The sequence below is a fragment of the Microvirga sp. GN3 genome (assembly GCF_055792825.1).
Genome location: NZ_JBVVAK010000161.1, coordinates 1 through 16,374 on the forward strand (window position 1 = coordinate 1; position 16,374 = coordinate 16,374).

The following is a 16,374-nucleotide window of genomic DNA, read 5'->3' on the forward strand; positions in this document are numbered from 1 at the left end:
GACCGTATCGCCCTTCTGCTGCATGTAGAGTTTGGCCGCCGCCTCGATCTGGCGTCCCGTGGAGGCGAAGGGGCCGGTCATCGGCAGGATCAGGCCGATCTTCACCGTCTCCTGGGCCGATGCCACCCCGGTCAGGGCCAACACGGCCGCCGCTGCACTGGCGGCGCTTATGAAAGTCCGTCGTAACATTTGCCACTCCTCCCGTTTGAACCTCCCCGGCGCTCCTGTCAGGCACTTGGCGGCCTCTTGGCAGGAGCCGGGTAAGGAATGTCAGTTGGGTCTTTCGCCCGCTATTCGGGCTTGATCCCGGTACGCTTCACGAGGTCGCCCCACCGCACCATCTCCTTGTCGATGTGATCGCGAAATTCGGCAGGCGTGTTGGTCCAGACCTCAGCTCCCTCCAGCGACAGGCGCTCGGCGATCTCAGGTGCGGCCATCGCCGTTCTGATCTCGGTGTTGAGCCGATCCACGACGGCTTTCGGCGTGCCGGTCGGAACCAGGATGCCATACCATTGAGACGCCTCGAATCCGGGGAACCCGGATTCCGCCACGGTCGGCACCGTGGGAGCACTCTTGAGGCGTGACGATCCGGAGACGGCGAGAGCCCGCATCGTACCGGCTTCCACATGCTGAAGCAGGTTGGGCGCGCCCGTGAAGGTGAGCTGCACGCGCCCTCCGAGCAGATCCGTCACGGCCGGCGCCGTGCCTCGGTAAGGAACGTGAGTCATCGTGATTCCGGCTCGGTCGGCCAGGGCCACCATGGCGATATGTGCCGCACTTCCGTGCCGCCGGAGGCATAGTTCAGCTTACTCGGATTCTGCTTGGCATAGGCGATCAGTTCCTGAAGCGTCTTGGCCGGAACATCCGGGTGGACGACGAGCATGTTGTGCACGTTGGCGATGCCGCTGACCGGCTCGAAGCTTTTCACCGGATCGTAAGGCAGCTTCGGATAAAGCGCCGGGTTCACGGCGAACGTGCCGATATGGCCCATCACCAGGGTATGACCATCTGCAGCAGCACGGGCAACGGAACCAACCCCGACAGAGCCGCCCGCACCGGGACGGGATTCGACGATCACCGGATATTTGAGGGCACCCTCAAGCCTTTGCCCGAGAAGCCGCGCGAGAATATCCGTCGATCCGCCAGGTGTGAAAGGCACGACCAGAAGGATGTTTTGGCTTGGATACGTCTCGGCCGCCGCGCGCACCGAATAGGCGGCGGTCATGCCCAAGGCCGCTGCTCCCATCAGGATCTGGCGGCGAGTGACGGTGGAGTGAGTTGCCCCCCAGGGTGAATTGCCATTCATATACAGTTTCCTCTGGCTTCTTATTTTGATGCGGTCTTTATCGACGTGCAGATGTCGGCAGCATGGTTTCTTCCGTCCTCTCACGCGTCATGGGATCGATCCGATGTGCCTGGAATCGTGACGCCAAGGCTGTGATCTCGATCGACTCGACGAGGCCCGCAAGCGCGAACGGATCTTTCTCCGCAAAGGCTTGAGCGGCCTCACGGGACGGCGCCTCCAGCACGCCGAAATTGCCGATGGGCGTCTCGCCGTCGTCCTCTGTCAGGGCGCTTCCGATCAGCACCTTGGCAAGCCCGCCCCCACCCGTGGCGACGTGCTGGCGATGCGCGTCCCGATGCTGCTCCCGCAGGCCTGTCGCATCGCTCCGATGGCGGCAGATCATGAGCCAGTACATGGCGTCACGCGGCTTGAGCCGGGGCAGCACTCGCCCGGTTTTCCATGACGATCATGCCGGCTCCGGTCATGGACGCCGGCACGAAGTAGTGCTTGTGCCGGACCACCACGTCGCGATCCATGGCGCCGCGCATGACGAGCCACATCATGAGTTCCGCCCCTCGCTGCCGAACATCTCGACATACTGCTCGCGCGACATGTTCGCGAGCTTGTCGGGATCATTGGCGATATCGCTCAGGAAGGCTTGGTCGGCTTCGGGATTGACGAATCCGGCGCGGGCGCCCTGGAGCTGGTGGGAGAGCCCGCCGGTTCCGAGAATGACGAAGCGCTCGTCACTGTCGTAGCTCTCGATGGCCTGGCGCAGAACGCGGCCCATCTCGTAGCAGCGGCTTGGAAGCGGGATCGGATACTGGATGACATTGACGAAGATCGGGACGACCCTCACCGGCCATTCCTCGGGCTTGCCCCAGAACAGCTCCATCGGCACCTGCAGCCCATGATCGACCTCGATCTCCTGGCAGATCATCGGGTCGAAGCGGTTCTCGACGAGTGTGTCGATGAAATGCCACGAGAAATCGACGGCCCCCTTGAAGGGAGCAATGGCGCGCGGTCCCCATCCCTCGTCGACCGGACGATACTCCTCCGCGCAACCCACGGCGAAGGTCGGCACCTTGTCGAGGAAGAAGGTGTTGCCGTGATCATTGAAGATCACGACCGCCACGTCGGGCTTGTTCTCTCTCACCCATTCCTGACCGGGGATGTAACCGTCGAAGAACGGTTTCCAGTCCGGCGTATCCCGCAACCCCTTGTCGAGTGCCGCACCGATCGAGGGAACATGAGACGTTCCGAGTCCTCCGATGAGCCTTGCCATTCTTATTTCTTCCCCAAACGATCCCGCAGGAAATCCGCGTGCTCCATTCCCGCCTGGTACGCGCCGATCTCCGTGATGCGCACGGGATCGACGGCCGAGATCTTGAGAATGAAGAACAGGTTTCCGCCCAACCGCACCATCTCGCGCCAGTTGCGGGTCATCACCGCGTCCTTCTCCTCGGACGTCAGACCGAAGCGGTCGAGATAGGCACTCTCGTTCTCCCGGAACGCTTCCCGATTGGCGGGATTGCTGAGCCCCATCGCCATCTTGTTGATGCGGTATCCGCGAAGCGACCGCTTGCGGTCGAACAGCGGCGTGTCCGGGATACGATCCAGGGTCGCGTCCTCAGCCATCGGTTTCGACTCCCCACCCGCGGCGCGATTGGCGCTCGCATTCTCATTCTTGAACCCAAGGAAGCGAAGCAGCGCCTCGGACACCTGATTGGGTTGCTCCAGCAGAGACATGTGGCCGCTGTCCTCGATCACGACGAGTTCGGCACCTGGGATCAGGGACGCCATCTCCTCATGCTGAGCCAGCGGACTCCAGCGATCCTGACGGCCGACCATCACCAGGGTCGGACAGGCGATGTTCGGAAGATGCGGCCGCACATTCGGCCGATTGAGAAGTGCCTGGATCTGGCAGTCATGCTGCTCGGGCGTGGCGCGCATGACCATCGCCTTGAGCGGGGCGAGGAGGGTCCGATCCCCGACCCTGTCCTCGTGAACCATCGGCGGCAGCCATCTGTCGGCCAGGGCTCCCATGCCCTCTGCAAAAGCCAGATCGATCATGGCCTGGCGCTTCGCCTCCTCCCCCTCCCGCCGGGCATCGACGCCCGTGTCGATCAGGGCCAGCTTCTCGATGCGCTCGGGAGCCAGGTGGACCATCTCCATGGCCACGCGGGCCCCCATGGAATGCCCGATTGCGATCAGGGGCCCATCAGCAAGCGCCAACGCGGAACGGGCCATGGCCTCGATGGAATCGAGCTGAGAGAAATCCGCGATGCGGATGTCGGCATGGGGCTCGAGTGCCGCCCTCTGCGCCTCCCAGATGCTGGCGTCGCAGAGGAGCCCCGGCAACAACACGACGGTCGGCCTTTCGCTCATGTGTCCCCGTACGTTTTCTCCCTGGAGGCGAGCATGGGCCAGGGGTCAAAGATGAAGCAAATGGTTTATTTTGAAGGATTGATGAAATTCCTTCATGAAGCTGGCAGCTATTGCTTCGGGATACCGGCCCTCTCGATCACGGCCCGCCATTTCTCGATGTCCGAGCGAAGACGCTCGCTCAGTTCGGCAGGAGTCTCGCTTCGCGCCTCGATACCGAGATCGAGGAGGCGAGCCTTCACGTCTTCCGCCTTCAGAATGTCCTGCAGGGCCTTGTTGAGAGTATCGATGACGGACTGGGGCGTTCCCTTGGGAGCGAACAGGGCGTTCCACGACGTCACGTCGAAGCCCTCGATCCCAGCCTCCCGCACGGTCGGAACATCGGGTATGGCAGCGGAGCGGCGCGGTCCTGATGAGGCAATGGCTCTGACCTGTTTGCCCTCAAGCCCGGATTTCACCGCCGCCTGTGTGTCGATGAGCATATGCGTGTCGTCTCTGAGCAGCGACACCAGCGCATCGGGCGTGCTGCGGAACGGCACGTGAACCATGTCGACCCTGGCCTCCGATCGGAAGAGGACCGAGGAGAGATGCTGGCTGCTGCCAACGGCAACCGTGGCAACGTTCAGCGCTCCGGGCTTGTCCTTGGCCTGCTGAAGGAGGTCCTTGAGGCTCTTGAAGTTCGAATTCGCGTTGACCACGAAGAGGAAGTCGAATGTCCCAAGAGTCGAAATCGGAACGAAGTCGATCTGCGGATTGAAGGGTAAGTTGGCGAAGAGCGGCACGCTGATCGCGGTGCCGTTCGTGAGCATGGTCAGGGTGTATCCATCGGGAGCACCCGAGAGCGCGGCACGGGCCGCCGTGATGCCGCCGGCTCCCGGCATGTTCTCGACGATGAAGCGCTGCCCGAGCTTTTCGCTCAGCTTCTCCGAGACGATGCGGATCGTGATGTCGGCCACGCCGCCGGCACCGAAGGGAACCACCACCTTCACGGGGCGGGTGGGATAGGCCGATTGCGCCTGCGCAGGAGCGGATGTTCCGAGGCCTGCCACTATGGCGAGAGCCAGCAGAGATCGTCTCGTGACCGTTCCGAACATGATGTGTTTCTCCCTGATCTTTGTACGTGTTGCGTCGGTGTATCGGCGGTTTTCAATCCGCAAAGCGGAACAGGCGCGCTGGGTTTTCGACGAGAAGTTTGTGCTGAACGGCCAGATCCGGCGCATAGAGCGGGATGAGATCGACCAGGTCGCCGTCATCGGGCATGACCGGCACGTTCGGGTGCGGCCAGTCCGTTCCCCAGAGGACGCGATCCGGCGCCGCATCGATCAGCGCCTTGCCGAAGGGAGCGACATCGTGGAAGGGCGGCCCGGCTCGTGAGATGCGCTCGGGGCATGTGACCTTGACCCAGCACTTCTCGTCGCTCCGCACCAGATCCAGCAGCGCCACGAAGGCAGGCTGATCGAGGCCGAGACTCGCATCGACGACGCCCATGTGATCGAGCACGTAAGGAACGGGCAATGCCGTCAGCCTGGGCCTGAAGTCAGGGAGCAAGGTTGCAGGAAGATAGAGATCAACATGCCAGTCGAGAGCGGCGATGCGTTCCACGATCCTGTCGAAGGAAGACATGTCGGGCATCCTGCCGAGACGCGGCAGGAAGGTGAAGCGGCATCCGGTGATCCCCGCGTCGGCAAGGCGCCGGAGATCCCGGTCGCTGAATGTCTCGTCCACGTTCGCGACGCCCTTGTAACGCCCGTTGCTCTGGGCGATCGCATCGGTCACCACGCGGTTGTCGCGTCCGTGGGGCGTCGCGTTGACGATGACCGCCCGCTCGACACCGAGACGATCATTCAGCGCGTGGAACATCTCCAGGGGCGCATCCGGCGGCGTGTAGGGCCGCTCCAGCACATAGGGATAGCGATCGTTCGGCCCGAAGATGTGACAATGCGTGTCGCACGTCTTCGGCGGCAGCTTGAAGGACGGGACGTGCGGATTGGGATGCGGAGGCGGGATCGTCGGCGCTGACGTCATGCGAATGAGCTGACCTTCATGAAGCGGTTTTGGCGGCCCATGAAATGCTTCAGCGTTAAAATGAAGCAAATGGTTTGTTTTTGGCGATTAATGAATATACTTCATATATCCGGACAAACGGAAACTGACCTTCCCTTGAACGAATGAACTCATGCGCATCGACTTCCTCGGCCTCCACGCCTTCGTCGCCATTGCCGAGCGCGGCAGCTTCCAGCACGCGGCGGCGCATCTCAATCTGTCGCAGACGGCTCTCAGCCACCGGATCCGCAAGCTCGAAGAAGATCTTGGCGTGAAGCTTCTGTCACGGACCACCCGCGAGGTCTCGCTGACCCAGGCTGGCCTCAATCTTCTGCCCAAGGTGAAGGAAACCATCGAAAGCCTTGCCGGCTCCCTGGACGAACTCCGCCAGGAGGGGCGCAGCCGCCAGGAAACCCTGTCGATCGGATGCCTTCCCACCATCGCGTCCGGCCGCCTGCCCACGGCGTTGCGCCATTTCCAGGAGCGGCACCCGGATGTGGTGCTCCGGATCTACGACAACTCGGCGACCGAGATCAGCAACCTGGTTCAGGATGGCACGATTGCGTTCGGCATCACTCTCGTGGCCGCACACCGGTGGGATTTCGACATCGAGATGCTGATCAAGGACCCGTTCACGCTCGTCTGTCCCGAGGATCACCCCCTGGCGGCGCAATCGGATGTGAGCTGGTCCGATCTCGCGGAAGAGCCGCTGATCAGGATCAGTCCTCAGACGGGAAACAGAATCATCATCGATGACGCGTTGGGCAGCCGCCGGGAGGCCCTGAGCTGGCGCTTCGAGGTCCAGCATATTCAGACGGCGGTCGCTCTCGTCCGAGCGGGGGTCGCCATAACGGTCATTCCCAGTCTCGCCTTCGACACGGTGGACGAGCGTGGCCTCAAGCTGATCCCCTTGCGCAATCCGAGCGTCACCCGCCAGCTCGGCATCATCTCGAAGCGAGGCACACCGCTATCTCCCCTCGCGGACGAACTGCGCAAGCATATCGTGCAGACATTTGCCGAACCTAAGCAGAAGCCGTCGGCAGGGCGGATCGCCAAGCCACGCAGCAGGATGAAAAAAATTCATCAAAGCCCATAAATAAACCATTTGTTGCACCCAAATGGCTGAGGCACCCTGCCCGCAAGCATTCACCAGCAGGCGGGAGACGGACCATTCAGCCTCGCATCCCTTGCATGATCGTTCGCGGCGGCACCTCCAAGGGCGCCTATTTCCTGGCCGACGATCTTCCATCCGATCCGGCGCAGCGTGACGCGCTTCTGCTGTCGATCATGGGATCGCCGGACCCGCGCCAGATCGACGGCATCGGCGGCGCTCATCCGCTCACGAGCAAGATCGCCATCGTGTCGAAATCCAAGCGGCCGGACTGCGACGTGGATTTCCTGTTCGGCCAGGTGGTTGTCGACAAGCCCAAGGTGGACGTCACGCCCAATTGCGGCAACATCCTTGCCGGCATTGGGCCGTTTGCCATCGAGCGCGGTCTTGTTCCCGTGCAAGGCACCGTAACGCGAGTTCGCGTCCACACGGTGAATACGGGGACGATTGCGGAGCTGAGCGTCCAGACCCCTGACGGTCATGTGGCCTATGGAGGCCATGCCCGCATCGATGGCGTGCCGGGAACCGCCTCACCGATTGCCGTCGAGTTTCTCGATGCCGCCGGTTCCGTCTGCGGCTCGCTGCTGCCGACAGGAAACGTTGTCGATCGCGTCGCCGGTGTCGACGCAACCTTGATCGACAATGGCATGCCGGTGGTGGTGCTCGAAGCCGCAGCCATTGGCCGGACCGGATACGAGCCTCGCGATGTGCTCGACAAGGATGTGGACCTGAAGGCGCGCCTTGAGGAAATCCGCCTTGAAGCAGGCAGGCTCATGGGGCTCGGCGACGTCTCGTCCAAGGTCGTGCCCAAGATGGCGCTGGTCGCGCCGCCGGCCGCCGGCGGGCATGTCTGCACGCGCAGCTTCATTCCCCACGAATGCCACGCCTCCATCGGCGTCTTTGCGGCCGTGACGGTCGCCACCGCCTGCGTGCTGCCCGGATCTCCTGCAGCCCGTGTCGCCAGGATCCCGCCCGGACGCGAGAAGACGCTCTCGGTCGAGCATCCGACCGGCGAGTTCAGCGTGGTGATCGAAGTCGGCAGAACCGAGGAGAGTCCCGTCGTGGAAAAGGCGGGCCTGCTGCGGACGGCGCGCCTGCTCTTCGAGGGCTATGCTTTCGCGCACGATGCCCTAGCGCATTCGCTCGAGGCCGGCCGCGACGCCGCCTGATTTAAAAAACTCTTTTTCTTGAGGACATCATGAGTACTGGAAAGACTGGACTTGTCGTCACTGCCCATCCCGGTGACTTCGTATGGCGCGCAGGCGGCGCCATCGCCCTGCATGCGAAGAAGGGCTATCGCATGAAGATCGTCTGCCTCTCCTTCGGCGAACGCGGCGAGAGCCAATGGGCCTGGAAGAAGGGCGACGTGTCGCTTGCCGACGTGAAGGCACAGCGCCGCGAAGAAGCTGAGCGCGCCGCCGAGACCCTTGGGGCCGAGATCGAGTTCTTCGATGCAGGCGATTACCCGCTCCACACGACTCCTGAGATGCTCGACCGTCTCGTCGACATCTACCGCGAGCTCAAGCCCTCCTTCGTGCTCACGCACTCCCTGGAGGATCCCTACAACGTCGATCACCCGGAGGCGACGCGATTTGCACAGGAAGCCCGCATCATCGCGCAGGCCGCCGGCCACAAGCCGAATCCTGATCTCACCTACAATGCGCCGCCGGTCTTCCTGTTCGAGCCGCACCAGCCCGAGCAGTGCAACTACAAGCCCAATGTGATCCTGAACATCGACGACGTGTGGGAGACGAAGCGCAAGGCCTTCGAGATCCTGGCGGCCCAGAAGCACCTGTGGGAATACTACACCCGGGTGGCCCTGAACCGCGGCATGCAGGGTGGCCGCAATTCTGGTCGCGCCATGACCTATGGCGAAGCCTATCAGCGCATCTTCCCCCAGATCGTCGAGGAACTGGCATGAAACCCGTCGTCGTCACCAACACGCCGCGCATCGACCAGTCGGTGGTCGACCGCCTCGCGGAACTCGGCACCGCAACGACCCATGAGGCCATGGGGCGCGTCGGTCTCATGAAGCCTTACATGCGGCCGATCTGGGCGGGAGCGCAGGTGGCGGGCAGCGCCGTGACGGTGCTGGCGCAGCCTGGCGACAACTGGATGATCCACGTGGCCGTCGAGCAGTGCAAGCCCGGCGACATTCTGGTTGTCGGCGTGACCACCGATAATACGGACGGCATGTTCGGCGATCTCCTGGCAACCTCCCTCAAGGCACGCGGCGTGGTCGGCCTCATCATCGATGCCGGCGTCCGCGATGTGAAGACCCTGACCGAGATGGGCTTTCCCGTCTGGTCCCGCGCCGTTTCGGCAAAGGGCACGGTGAAGGCGACCCTCGGATCGGTCAACGTTCCTGTCGTCTGCGCAGGCGCTCTGGTGAAGCCCGGCGATGTGATCGTTGCCGATGACGACGGTGTCGTGGTGGTGCCGCGCAAGGAGGCCGAGGCCGTTGCGGCCGCGGGCGAGGCCCGCGTTGCCAATGAAGGATCGAAGCGCGAGACTCTCGCCTCGGGCGTTCTCGGCCTCGACCTCTACAAAATGCGCGAGCCGCTCGCGAGGGCGGGTCTCACTTACGTCGAATACAAGGATGAGGACTGACGGTTCCGTCAGCCTCATGAGGAATGGTGCAACTCTATGAGTCTTGAGATCGCCTTCATCGGCTATGGAGAAGTCGGGCAACTCTTCTCCCGTCAGCTTGCGACCCGACCGGATGTGAGGATCACGGTCTATGACATCCTCTTCGACGATGCTCGAAAAGGATCGGAACTGCGGCAACGGGCGTCGGAGACCGGTGTTCATGCCGCCGACAGCGCCGCCGATGCCTGTCGGAAAGCCGATATCGTGATCTCCGCCGTCACGGCGGATTCTGCCGTCACGGCCGCCGAACAGGTTGCTCCCTGCCTTCACGCTTCACAGATCTATATCGATCTCAACTCCGTCTCTCCTGCGACCAAGGAGCGGGTAGCCGAAGCTGTTCGTGAGAAGGGCGCGGACTTTGTCGAATTTGCCGTGATGGCTCCTGTGAGCGGCCCTGGGATAGAGGTTCCGATCCTGAGCGGCGGCAAGCGCGCCGAAGAGGTCTCGGCACGGCTCAACGGGCTCGGCATGAAAATCACGCCGGTCAGCACGGAGATCGGCACGGCATCCGCCACCAAGTTGTGCCGAAGCATCGTCATCAAGGGCATGGAAGCCCTGATGGTCGACTTCACGCTGGCGTCGGAAAAGGCGGGCGTCATGCCGGCCGTTCTGGAAAGCCTGAAGGCCTCCTATCCCGGCATGGATTGGGAGAGTGTCGCGAAGGTCATGATGTCACGCGTCCGGCAGCACGGTATCCGACGCGCTGCGGAAATGCGCGAAGCCAGCCGCATGTTCGATGAACTGGGCCTGGACGGCTCGCTCGCGAAGGCCATCGCCGAGCGCCACGAGAGCTTCGCCAAAGCGAGTGTCTGAGTGCGCCCTCAAACGGAGTGAGGATTACCGTGAGAGGAGCTGAATGAGGCGATCGCTGGAGTTTGTTTCAAGACACAATCAACAAAGCTCTGCATTCGAACTGCAAGCGCATTTCTGCTCACAAGAACGTCGATGAGCCAGAATCCATACGGCGGCAGGTCTGCCGCCGTATGGTGGAAGCTTATTAATTGTCGATCTTTGCCCCTGCATCAGCGACAACCTGCTTCCATTTCTGAGACTCACTCGCGATCAAGGCCGCAAACTCTGCCGGCTGATTGGCCGCGATCGTGACACCGACCTTTTCAAGCTGAGCCTTGACCTTGTCGCTCTTCAAGGCGGCGATCATGCTGTCCGAGATGGCTTTCCGCGTTGCATCGGGTGTCTTTGCCGGAGCAACGAAGCCGAACCATGCGACCGCTTCGGCACTCACGCCACTTTCCTTGAGTGTCGGCAATTCCGGTGCCAAGGGATGGCGCGCAGGACTCGTCACAGCAAGCCCGCGCAGCTTTTCGGCGCGCATATGGGGCAACGCGGTCGGAAGGTTGTCGAACATCAACTGCACCTGCCCGCTCAGAAGATCCTTGAGTGCGGGAGCGCTGCCTTTGTAGGGAACGTGCAGGATATCGACGCCGGCGGCCTTCTTGAACATCTCACCGCAGAGATGGCCGGTCGTGCCATTGCCCATGGAGGCGAAGTTCAGCTTGCCCGGGTTCTTTTTTGCATAGGCAATCAACTCAGCCACGTTCTTCACGGGCACGGATGGATGCACGATCAGTGCATTCGGAACCGTACCTGCCAGAGTGAGCGGCGCGAAATCCTTGACCGGGTCGTAGCCCAGCTGACTGAAAAGCCAAGGATTGATGGCCAGGACGCCGATGGGAGCCATGAGAAGCGTACGGCCGTCTGCTTCGGAACGCGCGACATATTGCGCTCCGACGGAACCGCTCGCGCCGGGGCGGTTGTCGACGACGACAGTGGCTCCTGTTTCCGTCATATGCTGCGCTACCGCTCGAGCAATGATGTCGTTCGCTCCACCGGGATCGAAAGGCACGACAATGGTAATGGTGCCCGAAGGCAGCGAACCGGCAGCGGAAGCTCGTGAATGCAGCCCCCCGAATGCTGCAGCACTTGCCAGCATTCCAACGAATGTTCGCCTGTTGTAAGCTTGACTCATACCACCTCTCCCTCGCGATCTCTGGCCGGCGGCATTCAGTCCGGCCAAGTTAAAAGATCTTTTTCTTATTGCGAAATTTATTTCGTTCTTAGAATTGATTATGGAGAACTTGAAATAACCGTCAAGCGATACTTGCTTGCAAATGCGAATATTATGACATGCTGTGTGGTGAAGGGGCCATTTTCAGAACGGGATGCTTTCAGCCTGAGCTTGCCGATAGTCCCGAAAGATTGCGGCTCTCCCCAGACTGACGGTTGCAGCATGGAACGCAGGACCCTGTCCTGTGCCGCTCATCCCGCCACCTCGATGAGGGCATCAAGGAGGCTATGCTCGCCGGATGCGCCCAGGCCCACTGGGTTTGCATCGATGCTTGAAATCTCGCCTTGCATCGCGTCGACAAGAGCGCCGATGCGAACGGCGATCTCCGCAAGAGGTGCGAGATCCAGAGCGGGTTCGCCTCTGGTTCCCGCCCAGATGCTTGCGACGCGCAAGCGCTCAACGGCCCGAACGGCTGTTTCTTGGTCGAAGGGCCAGGACAAGGTCACGACATCCTGACGGGCCTCCGTGTACTTCCCTCCTTCACCGATCAGCACGACGGAACCGAAGACCTTATCCCATCGGGCTCCCACGAAAGCTTCTGCCCGCAACCTGGTGAAGGGTGCCACGATCACATGGGGATCATGCTCGCCATGCGTTCGCATGCGAGCGGAAATCCGCTCATAGGCGGCCGCAACATCGCTTGCTTTAGCGCATCCGAGTTCCACAAGACCGAATCCCGACTTGTGCGGGAAGCGGGAGGAGCATCCTTTCACGACAACGCTTCCACCCCAGTTCTGCCACGCCGCAACGGCGTCTTCTGCCGTCGCGCAAAGGGCATAAGGGACGATGGGAATGCCGGCCAGACCGAGAATGTTCAGACTTTCAGCCTCGTCGAGAAACCCGGATCTCGGAACATCCGGCCGCTCCGGCAGCGTTTGTCCGGCGCAGCACAATGGCGGTTGCTGCGCGCGGCGGAAAACCGAAAGCGCCTGAAGCGCGTCGCTGTCATGTTCGAAAACCGCTGCTCCGGACAGCGCCATTTCGGCACGGGCTCCCGCAGTGGGGGTGACAACCAGCGTCAGGGCACCTGAACTCAGGCGGAAGCGCTCAAGGTCACGGGAAAAACGGGGGAAGTCATATCCCCGCACAGAACCCGGCAGATTCAACAGGATTGTATCAACGGCAGGATCGGCAGCGACCGTGCCGAGAGTGCGCTCGAGCATGGTCGAATCTGTCAGAAGAGCAGGCGTCACATCGATGGGATTGGCTGTATTGCCGTTCGGGGGAATGATCCCGTCGAGGGACCTCCTCGTCCCATCGGATAGTTGGGCCAGCGGAACGTCCAAGCGCTCACACAGATCGGCGCCAAGAACACAGGCAGCACCGGAATTGCTGACGAGAACAAGTCCGTCTACTCCAGCGTCCCTCCGTTGCAAGGCCAGCGGGACGACATCGACAAGATCGCGCAGGCTATCGACGCGGCAAATGCCGATCCGGGACAGAAATGCGTCCACCACCCTATCGTCCGATGCGAGCGCTCCCGTATGAGATTGCGCCGCCTTCTGCCCGGATGCGCTTGCCCCCGCCTTGACACAGAGGACCAACTGCCCGGCGGCCCGGGCCTTTTCAGCGGCTGCCGCAAGCTTGCCTGCATCCGCAACGCTCTCGAGATAAAGCAGGACGATGGAAATATCCGGATCGTCCGCAATGACGTCCAGCAGATCGGCAGTCGAGATATCGGCCTCGTTTCCGGTCGCGTGAACGTAGCGAACGCCGATCCCCCGCTCGCGCAGGAGCCCATAGATGACCGAACTCATTGCGCCGCTTTGGCTGATGACCGCAATCGGGCCATCTTCAACGGCATATTCCTGAAAAGTCGTCGCAAAGCTGGCAATCAGCCCGGAGCGTGCACAGAGACTGCCCTGGGAATTCGGCCCAAGGATCCTAAGACCTCTGGATCGCGCCTCCCTGATCAGACGCGCCTCATGGGCATGTCCCTGATCTCCACTTTCCCGAAACCCGGCCGAGAAAACGATGCAGGTCTTAACGGATGCTACGACACAATCCCGGATCGCTGCTTCAACGGCCTCCGCTCCCGGAACCGCGATAATCGCCATGTCCGGCTGTGCCGGCACATCGGCAAGGTTCTGAAAAACCTGCCATCCATCAATTCTGCCGCCAGCAGGGTTGATGGGATAAACCTCTCCCGAGAACCCACCCCAACGGAGATTGGAAAGTGTCCGCCCGCCGATTTTCTGGGGATTCGACGATGCTCCGATCACCGCTACCGCACGCGGGACGTGCAGGGCCGTTTTCCAGTCGATTGCTTGCGGTATTGGTAAGATCACGCCGCGCTCTCGCTCTAGGGAGCGGTTCCTCGATCCCGCCAGGCTGCCATGGCCTTCGCGAAGTCGCCGGACTGCAAACCGAGGCGCTGGCATTGCAAATAGATGTCGTAGGCTTCCGCGAAATCGCCGTAGGCAATTTCATTCATAGCCCGCTTGGTCAGTCGGACCCCATCCGTCGCGATAGAGACCGTGCGCGCCACCACCTGCTCGAAGGCCTCATCCTTTGCGTCGTCATCAACCACCTTGTTGACGAGACCGATGCGAGCGGCCTCCTCGCCATCCATGGAATCGCCCCACATGAGGATCTCCTTGGCACGCCCAAGCCCTACGAAGCGGGCAAGCCGCATCACAGAGAGGCCGGGAACCAATCCTTCCTTGCCGGCGGGCACGCCGATCTTGGCGCCTCGCGTGGCAACCCGGAGATCACAGGACAGGGCAAGCTGGACACCGCTGCCGAGCGCATGGCCATGCATACAGGCAATCGCGATCTTGTCGGATGTCTCGATCATCCGCAGACACTCTTCCCACAGGCGGAAATTCCGCTCGTCGATCAGCCCCGCAGAGAGATCCGTCAGGTCGATTCCCGCACAGAACGCCCGGCCTTCTCCGCGAAAGGCAATGACTTTGATGGCATCGTCATTGATACAAAGAGCAAGAGCCGCCTGAAGGTCCCACTTGCTGGCGAAATCGAGAGCGTTCAACCGCTTCGGCCGGTTGAACTTGATCCAACCCGCCCCGTTCCTTTTCTCCAGATAGAGAGTCGAAAAATCTGTTCTCATCGAATCCTAACCTTTTAGGCGCATCGGTCGATCGGCCATGCTCCGATCGCGCAGCATGAGAGATCGGCGGATCTGATCGGCGGCATCCTGAAGAGGAGGAAGATACTCGCGAAGAATTTCGCTACGGGAGATCTTCGGCCGGTTGAAACTGATGTTGATGGCGGAGTTGACGCGGTCGTCCTCACCGAAGATCGGAACCGAGAGGCCGCTCACGTGCTCGGCCATCTCTCCCGTCACCCAGGAATGCCCTTGTGCCTGATCGTCCTTGATTCGCTGGCGCAAGGCCTTGGGGTCCGTGATGGTCGCACCGGTATAGGCCCGCAGATCCGCGCGCTCGAAATAATCGGCAAGCTCGCGCTCGTTCAATCCGCCGAGGAGAATGCTTCCCATCGAGGTTGCATGAGCCGGACGCCGTGTCCCGATGCCGAAATCGCCGGACGCGATGCGCCGCACGGGAATGCGCAGGACATAGACGACATCCGTATCGTCCAGGACACCGACCGCGCAGGTTTCGCCGGTCCTCTCGACCAGTTCCTCCAGAATCGGCTGAGCGAAGTGATAAAGCGGAAGGGACGTCAGATAGGAGTAGCCCAGGGACAGGATCCGCGGCGTGAGAAAGTAGAACCTGTCCTTTGTTCCGGCATAGCCGAGAGCCACGAGCGTGAGAAGAAGCCGCCTTGCGCCGGCAGCCGTCAAGCCTGAGCGTTCAGCGACCTGCGACAAGGTCAGCATATGCGAATTCTCGCCGAAAGCCCGGATGACCTTCAGTCCGCGGGCAAACCCGGCAACGAAATCCGGTTGGGCCTCGAGACTGACGCCGCCGGTCGCTTCCTGCTCGATTCCCTTGCTGTGTGCTCTACGTCCCATGGAAAGCTCTTACGCCTCTTCTTGAAATACGGTTGCGCGGGTGCGCCTTAAATTGGGCAGTAAAATCACGCAGAGCAAGATCAAAGCAGCAGCCAGGAGCGTCGCCGAGATGGGACGCGCAATGATGTTGATGGGATCACCTCGGGCCAGCAACATGGCCCGGCGGAAGTTTTCCTCAAGCATTGGACCGAGAACCAGGCCCAGCAGCATAGGACCGACTTCGAAATTCAGCTTGACTAGGCCGTACTCGATCACGCCGAATAGCCCCAGGATCAGCACGTCGAAAGGCATCTTGTTGACGCTGTAGGTTCCGACGCAACAGATCACGACGATGCAGGGGAACAGGATTTCGTATGGCATCTTGAACAGCTTGGTCCATAGCCCCACAAAGGGAATATTGATGATGACGAGCAGCAGGTTTCCAATCAGCATGCTCGCAATCACCGTCCAGAACAGAAGCGACTGCTCCGTCAGAATCTGCGGCCCCGGCGTGATGCCGTGAAGCATCAGGCCGCCCGCGATCAGGGCCATCACCGGATTGGCCGGAATGCCAAGAGTGAGCATCGGGATAAAGGAGGTCTGGGCCCCGGCAATGTTGGCCGATTCAGGCCCTGCCACACCTTCGATCGCCCCGCTTCCAAACTTCTCCGGATGACGCGACAACTTTTTCTCGAGGGCATAGGACGCGAATGAACTGAGAACAGCCCCGCCGCCGGGCAGCACGCCCAGGACCGACCCAACGATCGAACCTCGCGCAATCTGGCCAGCCCCCACGAGGTGGTCCGGTGTCAATGTTAGTGCATGATCGGTCGTGGCGCTACGGCTGGGGTGGCCGGCGGAGTTGGCCGGGGTTGCGCAGCCGGCCATAGCACTGTCTCGGG

At 61.5% G+C, this 16,374-nt stretch carries 16 protein-coding genes and 2 pseudogenes; 5 read left to right on the top strand and 13 right to left on the bottom strand.

The features are described 5' to 3' along the window. The 8 genes and pseudogenes from ACS5Q1_RS39440 to ACS5Q1_RS39475 form a co-directional block, all read right to left on the bottom strand. Positions 1-189, bottom strand: a pseudogene (locus tag ACS5Q1_RS39440) (ABC transporter substrate-binding protein); the annotation flags it as partial. A 101-nt stretch (positions 190-290) separates the two neighbouring features. Next, positions 291-1,306 (bottom strand): annotated as a pseudogene (locus ACS5Q1_RS39445) (Bug family tripartite tricarboxylate transporter substrate binding protein). A gap of 37 nt (positions 1,307-1,343) precedes the next feature. Further along, positions 1,344-1,730, bottom strand: a complete 387-nt coding sequence (locus ACS5Q1_RS39450; protein ID WP_473103354.1) for a YciI family protein — start codon at positions 1,728-1,730, stop codon at positions 1,344-1,346. Beyond that, positions 1,705-1,848: a hypothetical protein gene (locus ACS5Q1_RS39455; protein ID WP_473103355.1), complete on the bottom strand. Its 144-nt coding sequence runs from the start codon at positions 1,846-1,848 to the stop codon at positions 1,705-1,707. Before ACS5Q1_RS39455 ends, ACS5Q1_RS39450 begins: the two co-directional genes overlap by 26 nt. Continuing rightward, entirely contained in the window at positions 1,845-2,570 is a 726-nt protein-coding gene (locus ACS5Q1_RS39460; protein ID WP_473103356.1) for a class III extradiol dioxygenase family protein, read from the bottom strand. Before ACS5Q1_RS39460 ends, ACS5Q1_RS39455 begins: the two co-directional genes overlap by 4 nt. A 2-nt stretch (positions 2,571-2,572) precedes the next feature. Continuing rightward, the gene (locus ACS5Q1_RS39465; RefSeq protein WP_473103357.1) at positions 2,573-3,673 is read right to left on the bottom strand and encodes an alpha/beta fold hydrolase; all 1,101 of its coding nucleotides are present in this window, start codon (positions 3,671-3,673) and stop codon (positions 2,573-2,575) included. A 107-nt stretch (positions 3,674-3,780) separates the two neighbouring features. Continuing rightward, complete coding sequence (locus ACS5Q1_RS39470) at positions 3,781-4,764, bottom strand: Bug family tripartite tricarboxylate transporter substrate binding protein (protein ID WP_473103358.1); 984 nt, start codon at positions 4,762-4,764, stop codon at positions 3,781-3,783. A 52-nt stretch (positions 4,765-4,816) separates the two neighbouring features. Beyond that, positions 4,817-5,695: an amidohydrolase family protein gene (locus tag ACS5Q1_RS39475; RefSeq protein ID WP_473103359.1), complete on the bottom strand. Its 879-nt coding sequence runs from the start codon at positions 5,693-5,695 to the stop codon at positions 4,817-4,819. Between the two features lie 151 nt (positions 5,696-5,846). Here ACS5Q1_RS39475 and ACS5Q1_RS39480 point away from each other — a divergent pair, with 151 nt between their 5' ends. The 5 genes from ACS5Q1_RS39480 to ACS5Q1_RS39500 all read left to right on the top strand — a co-directional run bounded on the left by ACS5Q1_RS39480 (position 5,847) and on the right by ACS5Q1_RS39500 (position 10,286). Further along, positions 5,847-6,809, top strand: a complete 963-nt coding sequence (locus ACS5Q1_RS39480; protein WP_473103360.1) for a LysR family transcriptional regulator — start codon at positions 5,847-5,849, stop codon at positions 6,807-6,809. A 95-nt stretch (positions 6,810-6,904) separates the two neighbouring features. Continuing rightward, complete coding sequence (locus ACS5Q1_RS39485) at positions 6,905-7,993, top strand: 4-oxalomesaconate tautomerase (protein WP_473103361.1); 1,089 nt, start codon at positions 6,905-6,907, stop codon at positions 7,991-7,993. Positions 7,994-8,022: 29 nt separating this feature from the next. Then, the gene (locus ACS5Q1_RS39490) at positions 8,023-8,745 is read left to right on the top strand and encodes a PIG-L deacetylase family protein (RefSeq protein ID WP_473103362.1); all 723 of its coding nucleotides are present in this window, start codon (positions 8,023-8,025) and stop codon (positions 8,743-8,745) included. Then, a complete protein-coding gene (locus ACS5Q1_RS39495) occupies positions 8,742-9,434 on the top strand; it encodes a 4-carboxy-4-hydroxy-2-oxoadipate aldolase/oxaloacetate decarboxylase (protein ID WP_473103363.1) in 693 nt (230 codons plus the stop codon). Before ACS5Q1_RS39490 ends, ACS5Q1_RS39495 begins: the two co-directional genes overlap by 4 nt. Before the next feature lie 36 nt (positions 9,435-9,470). Continuing rightward, positions 9,471-10,286 carry a prephenate dehydrogenase/arogenate dehydrogenase family protein gene (locus tag ACS5Q1_RS39500; RefSeq protein WP_473103364.1) on the top strand — a complete coding sequence of 272 codons (816 nt, stop codon included), beginning with the start codon at positions 9,471-9,473 and terminating at the stop codon, positions 10,284-10,286. A gap of 184 nt (positions 10,287-10,470) precedes the next feature. Here the strand turns inward: ACS5Q1_RS39500 and ACS5Q1_RS39505 are convergent, their stop codons facing one another. The 5 genes from ACS5Q1_RS39505 to ACS5Q1_RS39525 all read right to left on the bottom strand — a co-directional run. Then, positions 10,471-11,460, bottom strand: a complete 990-nt coding sequence (locus ACS5Q1_RS39505) for a Bug family tripartite tricarboxylate transporter substrate binding protein (protein WP_473103365.1) — start codon at positions 11,458-11,460, stop codon at positions 10,471-10,473. A 290-nt stretch (positions 11,461-11,750) separates the two neighbouring features. Next, a complete protein-coding gene (locus ACS5Q1_RS39510) occupies positions 11,751-13,847 on the bottom strand; it encodes an acetate--CoA ligase family protein (protein ID WP_473103366.1) in 2,097 nt (698 codons plus the stop codon). A 14-nt stretch (positions 13,848-13,861) separates the two neighbouring features. Next, on the bottom strand, positions 13,862-14,626 hold the full coding sequence (locus tag ACS5Q1_RS39515; protein WP_473103367.1) for an enoyl-CoA hydratase/isomerase family protein: 765 nt from the start codon (positions 14,624-14,626) through the stop codon (positions 13,862-13,864). A 6-nt stretch (positions 14,627-14,632) separates the two neighbouring features. Next, positions 14,633-15,493: an IclR family transcriptional regulator domain-containing protein gene (locus tag ACS5Q1_RS39520; protein WP_473103368.1), complete on the bottom strand. Its 861-nt coding sequence runs from the start codon at positions 15,491-15,493 to the stop codon at positions 14,633-14,635. A gap of 9 nt (positions 15,494-15,502) precedes the next feature. After that, positions 15,503-16,374: tripartite tricarboxylate transporter permease (locus ACS5Q1_RS39525; protein ID WP_473103369.1), on the bottom strand; the 872-nt coding region annotated here is incomplete at its 5' end.

Excerpts from the sequence above, each read along its gene's own strand:
- ACS5Q1_RS39475 (WP_473103359.1), bottom strand. The coding sequence starts at position 5,695 with ATGACGTCAGCGCCGACGATCCCGCCTCCGCATCCCAATCCGCACGTC.
- ACS5Q1_RS39500 (WP_473103364.1), top strand. The coding sequence starts at position 9,471 with ATGAGTCTTGAGATCGCCTTCATCGGCTATGGAGAAGTCGGGCAACTC.
- ACS5Q1_RS39490 (WP_473103362.1), top strand. The coding sequence starts at position 8,023 with ATGAGTACTGGAAAGACTGGACTTGTCGTCACTGCCCATCCCGGTGAC.
- ACS5Q1_RS39495 (WP_473103363.1), top strand. The coding sequence starts at position 8,742 with ATGAAACCCGTCGTCGTCACCAACACGCCGCGCATCGACCAGTCGGTG.
- ACS5Q1_RS39520 (WP_473103368.1), bottom strand. The coding sequence starts at position 15,493 with ATGGGACGTAGAGCACACAGCAAGGGAATCGAGCAGGAAGCGACCGGC.
- ACS5Q1_RS39485 (WP_473103361.1), top strand. The coding sequence starts at position 6,905 with ATGATCGTTCGCGGCGGCACCTCCAAGGGCGCCTATTTCCTGGCCGAC.
- ACS5Q1_RS39470 (WP_473103358.1), bottom strand. The coding sequence starts at position 4,764 with ATGTTCGGAACGGTCACGAGACGATCTCTGCTGGCTCTCGCCATAGTG.
- ACS5Q1_RS39460 (WP_473103356.1), bottom strand. The coding sequence starts at position 2,570 with ATGGCAAGGCTCATCGGAGGACTCGGAACGTCTCATGTTCCCTCGATC.
- ACS5Q1_RS39515 (WP_473103367.1), bottom strand. The coding sequence starts at position 14,626 with ATGAGAACAGATTTTTCGACTCTCTATCTGGAGAAAAGGAACGGGGCG.
- ACS5Q1_RS39465 (WP_473103357.1), bottom strand. The coding sequence starts at position 3,673 with ATGAGCGAAAGGCCGACCGTCGTGTTGTTGCCGGGGCTCCTCTGCGAC.
- ACS5Q1_RS39455 (WP_473103355.1), bottom strand. The coding sequence starts at position 1,848 with ATGATGTGGCTCGTCATGCGCGGCGCCATGGATCGCGACGTGGTGGTC.
- ACS5Q1_RS39505 (WP_473103365.1), bottom strand. The coding sequence starts at position 11,460 with ATGAGTCAAGCTTACAACAGGCGAACATTCGTTGGAATGCTGGCAAGT.
- ACS5Q1_RS39480 (WP_473103360.1), top strand. The coding sequence starts at position 5,847 with ATGCGCATCGACTTCCTCGGCCTCCACGCCTTCGTCGCCATTGCCGAG.